The 8,905-nt window shown below is 71.0% G+C and carries 8 protein-coding genes and 1 pseudogene; 4 read left to right on the forward strand and 5 right to left on the reverse strand.

Annotated features, from left to right (window positions below; genetic code table 11):
* A pseudogene (locus tag L0P92_RS38695) lies at positions 1-176 on the forward strand (esterase); the annotation flags it as partial.
* Positions 177-292: 116 nt separating this feature from the next.
* On the opposite strand, the gene L0P92_RS38700 reads toward L0P92_RS38695, so the two are convergent.
* Positions 293-568: a DUF1876 domain-containing protein gene (locus tag L0P92_RS38700; RefSeq protein WP_234767818.1), complete on the reverse strand. Its 276-nt coding sequence runs from the start codon at positions 566-568 to the stop codon at positions 293-295.
* 233 nt (positions 569-801) lie between these two features.
* Between L0P92_RS38700 and L0P92_RS38705 the strand changes: the two genes are divergently transcribed.
* Both L0P92_RS38705 and L0P92_RS38710 read left to right on the forward strand, forming a co-directional pair.
* Positions 802-2,274, forward strand: coding sequence for a purple acid phosphatase family protein (locus tag L0P92_RS38705; RefSeq protein WP_234767819.1), 1,473 nt, complete (start codon positions 802-804; stop codon positions 2,272-2,274).
* A gap of 155 nt (positions 2,275-2,429) precedes the next feature.
* Positions 2,430-2,714, forward strand: a complete 285-nt coding sequence (locus L0P92_RS38710; RefSeq protein ID WP_234767820.1) for a hypothetical protein — start codon at positions 2,430-2,432, stop codon at positions 2,712-2,714.
* 51 nt (positions 2,715-2,765) lie between these two features.
* Here the strand turns inward: L0P92_RS38710 and L0P92_RS38715 are convergent, their stop codons facing one another.
* From L0P92_RS38715 to L0P92_RS38730, 4 genes are all read right to left on the reverse strand, one after another.
* Entirely contained in the window at positions 2,766-3,611 is an 846-nt protein-coding gene (locus L0P92_RS38715) for an EamA family transporter (protein WP_234767821.1), read from the reverse strand.
* The gene (locus L0P92_RS38720; protein WP_234767822.1) at positions 3,608-4,087 is read right to left on the reverse strand and encodes a YbaK/EbsC family protein; all 480 of its coding nucleotides are present in this window, start codon (positions 4,085-4,087) and stop codon (positions 3,608-3,610) included. Before L0P92_RS38720 ends, L0P92_RS38715 begins: the two co-directional genes overlap by 4 nt.
* A gap of 111 nt (positions 4,088-4,198) precedes the next feature.
* Entirely contained in the window at positions 4,199-6,463 is a 2,265-nt protein-coding gene (locus L0P92_RS38725; protein WP_234767823.1) for an MMPL family transporter, read from the reverse strand.
* A 122-nt stretch (positions 6,464-6,585) separates the two neighbouring features.
* Positions 6,586-7,191, reverse strand: coding sequence for a TetR/AcrR family transcriptional regulator (locus tag L0P92_RS38730; protein ID WP_234767824.1), 606 nt, complete (start codon positions 7,189-7,191; stop codon positions 6,586-6,588).
* Between the two features lie 179 nt (positions 7,192-7,370).
* Between L0P92_RS38730 and L0P92_RS38735 the strand changes: the two genes are divergently transcribed.
* A partial coding sequence (locus L0P92_RS38735; RefSeq protein WP_443733834.1) for a S41 family peptidase occupies positions 7,371-8,905 on the forward strand: 1,535 nt, incomplete at its 3' end.

The following is an 8,905-nucleotide window of genomic DNA, read 5'->3' on the forward strand; positions in this document are numbered from 1 at the left end:
CCCCCCTCCTCACCCCAGCCTCCTTCGGCCACCCCGGCCGAGGCGGCGCCCTCGGCTTCGCCGACCCGGAATCCGACATCGCCTTCGCCTACGTGACGAACGGCTTCCGCAAGACGGTGACAGCGGACCCGAGGGCGCAGGGGTTGATACGGGCGCTGCGGGCAGCACTCTCGTAAGGCTCGCCGCCTGTGCGACGCAGGGCCCGGCAACGCCCCCATTCTTTAGGGGCGCGGGGAACTGCGCGACCAGCCCCCACGCCGCCGCAGCCGAAACACAACCGGTCCCGGCACTCTCACACGTGAATCGGATGCGACGTACGCCCAGACGCCTGGTCGATCTCGCCGTGCGCCTTCGTGAGCATCTGCATCGCCAGCTCGTTCAACGCACGCGCCCCGGCGATCTCCTCCCCCACACGCGGCTGATTCGCATCCGTGTGGTGCCGCGAGGCATGCCCGTGGGCGCGTACCTCGCTGCCGTCGGGGAGCCGCACCATCGCCACCGCCCTGGTGTGCGTCTCGTCCTCCTGGAACTCCAGCTCGACATGCCATCCCACTGCGGTGTGCATCATGACGATCACCTCCGGAAGTTCTGCTTCCAGGGTGCCCCTCGAAGGGCACCCCAGACCAGTCAGAGAGCAAACACGGCAACTCGGGATCAGTGAGACTCGGCACACTCCCTTCGGTGACCGCCTTCGCCCTGCTTCCATGGAGATGTCGCGTTCCACGGAGATGTCGCGCGCCGGACCTGGCCCCGCCGCCACCGCCACCTCCCCCGTTCACCGCTCCGGGCCACATCGAGGACATGCGCTGCTGCTTCTCCGCCCACCTCCCCGCCCTCGCGGCACTGTCGGCCTTCCCCGGCCCCTGCGAGGTGCTGCGCTCCGGCGCCCGTCTCGCCCCCGCCCTGCTGCGGTCGGCGTCGGCCGCCGTGCAGCGGGCCCGCTCCCACCACCCCGACGACCTGATCGCCGTCAACCTCGAACTCGTCACCCTCACCGAGGACCGCGCCGTCATCACCTGGTACACCGGCATCCCCGGCACCGACGACGGCCTGGGCCACCCCCTCCCCGCGCTCACCGAGGGCGAGATCGTCTACGGCACCCACCCGTCCCGGCTCAACCGCACCGCGTCCGAGGACCGGCCGACCGCCCACCACCAGGTCGAACTCACCGACCTGGAGCCGGGGCAGACGTACTACTACCAGGCCCGTTCCCGCGGCACCGCCGCGACACCCACCCCGCTGCACCTGGTGCGCGGCAACGCGGTGGGCACCTCGACGTTCGGGTTCGGTTCGAGCGGCGGGCCGTACTGCTTCACCACCCCGCAGCCGCCGCCCGGCCGGCATCTGCTGTCGGTCGCGCTCTGCAACGACCTGCACCTCGGCGAGACCACCGCGGGCCTGGTCGGCGGCTTCCCCCTGCTGCGCGGGGTGCCGCAGCAGCCGGGCCGGGCACCGTATCCGGAGCTGATGAGCCGCGCCCTGGTCGAGGAGGCCCGGCGGCGCGGGGCGGACGTACTGCTGGCCGGGGGTGACATCTCGGCGGGCGGCGCGGCGCACGACCTCGGTGAGGCACGGCGGATCCTGGACGGCTTCGGCGCGCACGGCGAGGACTACTTCGTCGTACGCGGCAACCACGACCGTTCCCGGGACAACGCCGGCTTCCAGTCCGCGTTCCCGGCCGGCGACGGCGGCCCGGGGTACTTCGCCCGTGACCTCGGCGGACTGCGGGTCATCGGCCTCGACACCTACGTCAAGACCGGCAACGGCGCCGACGCGGGCGGTCTCGGGCCGGAGCAACTGGCGTGGTTCCGGGCGCGGTTGAGGGAGGCGCCGGAGCAGCCGACCCTCGTCTTCGGCCACCACCCGCTGACCGTGCGGGACTCGGTCTTCCCGGTCACCCGGGGCCAGCAGCTGGACCGCCGCCAGGCCCGCGCCGTGGTCGACGCCTATGCCTCGGCGCCCGGCGTCTTCCTCCACCACGCCGGCCACACCCACCGCAACAAACGCACCGTGCTCTCGCGCGCCCCGCACGTCACCCAGCAGGAGGTCGCCGCCGCCAAGGAGTACCCCGGCGGCTTCACGCTGCTGCGCATCCACTCCGGCGGTTACGCCCTGAACCACTACAAGGCCGGTGACCTGGCGGCCCGTCAGTGGAGCGAGCGCAGTCGCCGGGTGGCCGCGGGCCTGTGGCCCCACCACGCCCTGGGCCGCTCGGTCACCGACCGCAACAGCGTGACGGCGCACGACCTCTCGGGGATCACGCGGCGCTCCTAGGGCCTGACTTCGGACGCCGGGCAGGCACCCCGTCGCCACCTCAAACAGCATCATCCCGGCAGAAGATCGTGAAACTCGGCGCGCCACAGGATGATTTGGGGCATTTCCTACTTAATCTCCCTAAATCGCATCCACCTCACTCCACCGGAGATGACATGCACAAGCTTCGCAAGGCCGCCGTCCTGGTCGCCGCCCTCACCACCGTCGGCCTCGTGGGCGCGGGCACCGCGCAGGCCGACCAGGGCCCCAAGGGCAACAACATCGACGTGCTGCAGAGCACCAACTGCAAGTCCCACGACCTGAACCTCGACATCCTCGGCGTGGTCGGCATCCTCAACGGCGTCCTCGGCAGCGGCGTCAACGGCGAGGGCGACTCGGGCTCCCAGAGCACGCACCTCGGCTCGACGATGGGCTGCAACAACGCCGCCTTCAGCGGCTGACCGAACGCCTGACGACGCGGGAGCCCAGGCCGGAACGGGCAGGGGCTCCCGCTACCCCGCGCGCAGCATCAACCCGATCCCCACGACCAGCAACCCCGCCGCCACGATGCGCGGTGCCCCGAAGCGCTCCTTGAAGAACACGGCGCCGATCGCGGCGCCGACGATGATCGAGGACTCCCGCAGCGCGGCGATCGGCGCCAGTTCGGCCTTCGTCTGCGCCCACAGCACCAGTGCGTACGCGGCGAAGGACAGTGCGGCGCCCAGCAGTCCCACGCCGGCGAACGGCCGTAGCACCGCGACCGTCTCCCGGCGCCAGCGCCAGACGGCGTACGCGGGCACGGCGATCCCCTGCACCGCCATCAGCCAGGCGATGTACCCGAGGGACGACCCGGAGGCCCGCACTCCCAGCCCGTCCAGCACGGTGTACGCCGCGATGCTCAGCCCGGTCGCCAGCGCCGCGCCGATCGCGGGCCAGTTGGGCCGGTTCCCGCGCAGACCCCACAGCGCGACGCCCGTGAGTCCCGCACAGGACAGGGCGATCCCGGCGGCGGCCCATCCGTCCGGCACCTCGTGGGCGACGAAGGCAGCGACCACGGCGACGACGAGCGGGGCGGTGCCGCGCGCGATGGGGTAGGCCTGCCCGAAGTCGCCCAGCCGGAACGACTTCATGAGCAGCGCGAAGTAGACGATGTGGACGAGGGCCGACGCGAGGAGGTACGGCCAGGCCTCCGCCGCCGGGAATGACCCGAAGGGCGCGAAGGCCAGCCCGATCAGCACCCCGCCGCCCGTGATGAGCGTGAACCCCACCAGCTTGTCGGTGATCCGGTGGGCCAGGGCGTTCCAACTGGCGTGTGTGACCGCCGCGAGCAGGACGGCGGCCGTGACCAGCGGGGTCACGAAGTCCGCGGCTGCTCGCGCACGTCCACGAGAGTGGCGCCGGCCTGGGCGACGAGGTCCTTCGGCGCCATGGGGAACACGGCGTGCGGGTTCCCGGCAGCCGCCCACACGACGTCATGTCCGAGCAGCGAACGGTCCGCGAGCACACGCGTCTTCGTACGGTGCCCGAAGGGCGGCACACCGCCGATCGCGTACCCGGTGGTCTCCCGTACGACGTCGGCGTCGGCCCGCGTGACCTTCTCGGCGCCGAGTTCCTTGCGCACGAGCTCGACGTCGACCCGCGACGCCCCGTCCATCAGCACCAGCACGGGTACGCCGTCGGCGGCGAAGATCAGCGACTTGCAGATCTCGCTGAGCTCACACCCGAGCGCGGCGGCGGCCTCGGCGGCAGTGCGGGTCGCGTCCGGGAAGCGGCGGATCTGGCTGTGCAGTTCGGTGAGGCCGAGTTCACGCAGAGCGTCGTCGAAACGGGTCATGCTGCGCAGGCTAGCGGTCGGATACGTGGCCCACGAACGAATTCCGGGCATGAAGAAGCCGGTGAGGGCACCCCCGTCCCCACGGAGCCCTCACCGGCCGGTCTGCTTCGATCAGACGCGCACCAGCGCGCGGTCCTCGTCGGCGTCCTTGTCCTTGCCCGCGTCGGCCTCCGTGCGCAGGCTCTCGCCCTCCACGTCCACGTTCGGCAGAGCGCGGTCCAGCCACTTCGGCAGCCACCAGGCCTTCTTGCCGAGGAGGGCGAGGACGGCCGGGACGATCGCCATGCGGACCACGAACGCGTCGAAGAGGACAGCGATGGCGAGCCCGAAGCCGATCATCTTGACCATCGACTCGCTGGCGCCGATGAAGCCGGCGAAGACCGCCATCATGATCAGCGCGGCGGCCACGACCACCCGGGCGCTGTGCCGGAACCCGGTCACCACGGCCTGGCTCGGCTTCTCGCCATGCACGTAGGCCTCGCGTATCCGCGTCACCAGGAACACCTCGTAGTCCATGGCCAGTCCGAAGACCACGCCCACCATGAAGATCGGCATCATGGACATGACCGGACCGGTCTCCTCGACCCCGAAGAGGCTCGCGAGCCAGCCCCATTGGAAGACCGCGACGACCGCGCCGAGCGCCGCGAGCACCGACAGCAGGAAGCCGAGGGCCGCCTTCAGCGGGACCAGGATCGAGCGGAACACCAGGATCAGCAGCAGGAAGGCGAGGCCCACCACCAGGATCAGATACGGCACCAGCGCGTCGTTCAGCTTCTGCGAGAAGTCGATGTTCATCGCCGTCGTGCCGGTGACCAGCACGCTCGCGTCCGTGTCGGACTTGATCTCCGCGCCCGCGTCACGGATGGAGTGCACCAGGTCCTCGGTCGAGGCCGACGAGGGCTTGGAGTCGGGGATCACGGTGATCGTCGCCGTGTCGCCCGCCTTGTTGTACGTCGCCGGGGTCACCGTCACGACGTCCTCGAGGCCCTTGATCTCGCTGCTGACGTCGTTGACGACGTTCTTGGGGGCATCGCTGGCCTTGGCGTCGACGACCACCATGAGCGGGCCGTTGAAGCCGGGGCCGAAGCCCTCCGAGAGCAGGTCGTAGGCCCGGCGCTGGGTCGTCGAGGTCGGCTGCGAGCCGTCGTCCGGCAGACCCAGTTCGAGGGAGGTCGCCGGGAGGGCCGCGGCACCGAGGCCGACGACACCGACGAGGAGGACGGCCAGGGGACGGCGTACGACGAAGCTCGCCCAGCGCGTGCCCATGTTCGGCTTGGCCGCAGCGGCGTCGCGCGAAGTGGCCTTGTCCGCGCCGGTTTTGCCCGCGGCCGCCTTCTTGCGGCGTCCGAGGAACTTGCCCTTCTCGCCCGCCGGCTTCACCTTGCGGCCCGCGTAGCCAAGCAGGGCCGGCACCATCGTCAGGGCGATCAGCACCGCGATCACGACCGTTCCGGCGGCGGCGAGGCCCATCTTCGTGAGCATCGGGACGTTGACGACGGCCAGTCCGGCCAGGGCGATCACCACGGTGAGACCGGCGAAGACCACCGCGGAGCCCGCCGTGCCGGTGGCCCGGCCGACCGCCTCCTCGCGGTCGCGGCCCTCGGCCAGTTCGGCGCGGTACCGGGAGACGATGAAGAGCGCGTAGTCGATGCCGACCGCGAGGCCGATCATCATGGCCAGGGTGGAGGTGGTGGAGCCCAGGTCCAGCGCGTTGGCCAGGGCGGTGATCACCGAGACGCCGATGCCGACGCCGATGAGGGCGGTGAGCAGCGGGAGGCCGGCCGCGACCAGCGAGCCGAAGGTGATCACGAGGACGACCGCGGCGACGGCGAGACCGATGACCTCGGAGGCGGCCGCCTCGGGCGCCGCCTGGAGCGCGTCACCGCCGATCTCCACGGTCAGCCCGGCGTCCCGCGCCTGCTGCCCGGCGTCCTCGAGGGCGTCCCTGCTGGCGTCCGTCAGCTCCATGCCGGGGACCTCGTACCGCACGGAGGCGTACGCGATCGTGCCGTTCTTGCTGACGGCGTGCGCCTGGTAGGGGTCGGCGACGGAGACGACCTCGGAGCCGTCGGACAGCTCCTTGACGGCCTTCTCGACGGTCGCCTTGTTGGCGGCGTCCGTCATCTTCTCGCCGTCCGGTGCCTTGAAGACGACACGGGCGGTACCGCCGTCCGCGCTGCTGCCGGGGAAACGCTGTTCGAGCAGGTCGAAAGCCTTCTGCGCCTCCGTGCCCGGAATGGAGAAGGAGGTGGATCCGGCGCTGGGCGCGCTGGCCGCGCCGACGCCCGCGAGCGTCAGCAGCGCGACCCATATGAGGGCGACGAAATGCCGTCGCCTGAAGGCGAGCCGGCCGAGTTTGTAGAGGAACGTGGCCACGAAGGCGTCTCCCGGTCAGGTCGTGGATTGCTTCTGGGCAGGGGTGATCAGCCCGACGACGTGAGCGGTTACGTCAGGTGGAGTGCTTGCTGGGGAGGGAGCTCGTCGGCTGCGGGGACTCGTCAGTCGACGGGGGCGCCGAGGGCGGGGAGGACCACGGCGTCGATGTACGAAAGGATGAACGCCTGGGTGGGCGGCTGCTCGTCGAGCAGCGTGCGGGCGACGAACGCGCCGAGCATCATGTGCATCATGAACCCGGACGCGGGGTTGTCCGCGGCGACCTCGCCCCGGTCGACGGCCCGCTGCAGCAGACGGTGGAACTCCGCGATCTCCGGTTCGATCAGATGCTCACGGAACGCCTGCAGCAGGTCCGGATTGCCGTGGACCGCCATGGCCAGACCCCGCATCAGCGCGGAGTTCTGCTCCATCTCGCAGTCGTCCGAGCGCAGCGTGAGGGCGTGCAGATCGCCCCGGAGGGATCCGGTGTCGATCTCTTCGAGGCCGATGCCGCCCGGCTTGCTGTGCCGCACCGCCTTGGCCACCAGCTCGGCCTTGCCGCCCCACTGGCGGTAGAGGGTGGCCTTGCTGGACCGGGTGCGGGCGGCCACGGCGTCCATGGTCAGGGCGTCGTAGCCGACTTCCCGGAGCAGGTCGAGCACGGCCCCGTACAACTCGGCCTCGCGCTCGGGAGTGATCCGACTGCGACGCGCCGTTGCGACCTCAGTCATGTCTCTCTCCGCCTTCCCGCTCCGAACGACACTGTTTCGTACACGACGAATGTAGCGCACCCCGCAACGAAACGAAACTGTTTCGTTCGTGTTGTGGGTCACCGTACGATCGTCGCGATGTGAGTTGCCGCGATTTGTCACGAGTTGCCTAGGTACGTCCGCAGGAAAAGCATGGGGAGGTGAGCTATCTGCGCCTGCCGCATCTCCATGACGACCTGTTGTGCTTCGTGGCCGAGGACGACCTGTGGCTGGCCCCGCTGGACGGCCGGGGCCGTGCCTGGCGCCTCACCGTGGACCGCGCCAAGACCGGCCACCCCCGCTTCTCGCCCGACGGCCGCCATCTCGCGTACACGAGCTGGCGCAGCCTCGTCCCCGAGATCCATCTGGTCCCGGTGGACGGCGGCCCGGGGGCCCGGCTCACCCACTGGGGCTCGGCGGACACCCGGGTGTGCGGCTGGACGCCCGAGGGCGTGATCCTCGCCGTCGCCTCCCACGGCGAGCCCTTCTCCCACTACACCTTCGCCTACAAGGTCCGCCCCGACGGCGACCCCGGCCGCAAGCTCCCCTGGGGGCCGTGCTCCGACATCCAGGTCGCCGACCTCGACGGCGAGCGCAAGACCCTGCTGCTGACCGGCACCCCACCGCACGAGCCGGCCTCCTGGAAACGCTACCGAGGCGGCGCCACGGGCCGTCTGTGGCTGCACGGCGAGCGCCTGCTCGCGGACATCGGCGGCCATCTCGACTCCCCCATGTTCGTCGGCGGCCGGATCGCCTTCCTCTGCGACCACGAGGGCGTCGGCAACCTCTACTCGTGCGCGTACGACGGCTCCGACCTGCGCCGTCACACCGACCACGACGCCTTCTACGCCCGGCACGCCGCGAGCGACGGCACCCGGGTGGTGTACCAGTGCGCGGGCGACCTGTGGATCGTGGACGACCTCGCCGCCGGCTCCGAGCCGCGCCGACTGGACGTACGGCTGAGCGGGCCGGGCGCGGGCCGCCGCAGGTACCAGGTGCCCGCCGCCCAGCACGTCGACGGCGTCTCCGTGGACGAGACGGGCCGAGCGAGCGCCGTGGTCGTGCGCGGCAGCCTCTACTGGCTCACCCACCGGGACGGCCCGGCCCGCACGATCACCGACACCCCGGGCGTACGGGTCCGGCTCCCGGAGATGCTCGGTTCGGCCGGGCAGGTCGCGTATGTGACGGACGCCGAGGGCGAGGACGCCGTCGAGATCGCGTATCTGCCGCGGGCGACCGGCGACCGCGAGCCGCGCCGACTGGCCTCCGGCGAGCTGGGCCGGGTCCTGGAGATGGTCGCCGACCCGCAGGGCGAGCGCCTCGCCATCGCCGCCCACGACGGACGGCTCCTCCTCCTCGATGCCACCGAGGACTCCAACGGCGAGGTCACCGAGCTGATCCGGTCGGTCAACGGCCCCGTCCGGGACCTGGCCTTCTCCCCGGACGGCTCCTGGCTGACCTGGTCGCACCCCGGGATCGGCCGCTCCCTGCGCCAGATCAAGCTGGCCCGTATAAGGGACAGCCTGATCGTCGACGTCACGGGCGGCCGCTTCGAGGACGAGAACCCGGTGTTCACCCGGGACGGCCGCTACCTCGCCTTCCTCTCCTGGCGGGGCTTCGACCCGGTCTACGACGTCCACACCGGCGACCTCTCCTTCCCCCTGGGCTGCCGCCCCTACCTCGTCCCCCTCTCCTC

Source organism: Streptomyces muensis (assembly GCF_021474425.1).
In the GTDB taxonomy this organism is placed as follows: domain Bacteria; phylum Actinomycetota; class Actinomycetes; order Streptomycetales; family Streptomycetaceae; genus Streptomyces; species Streptomyces muensis.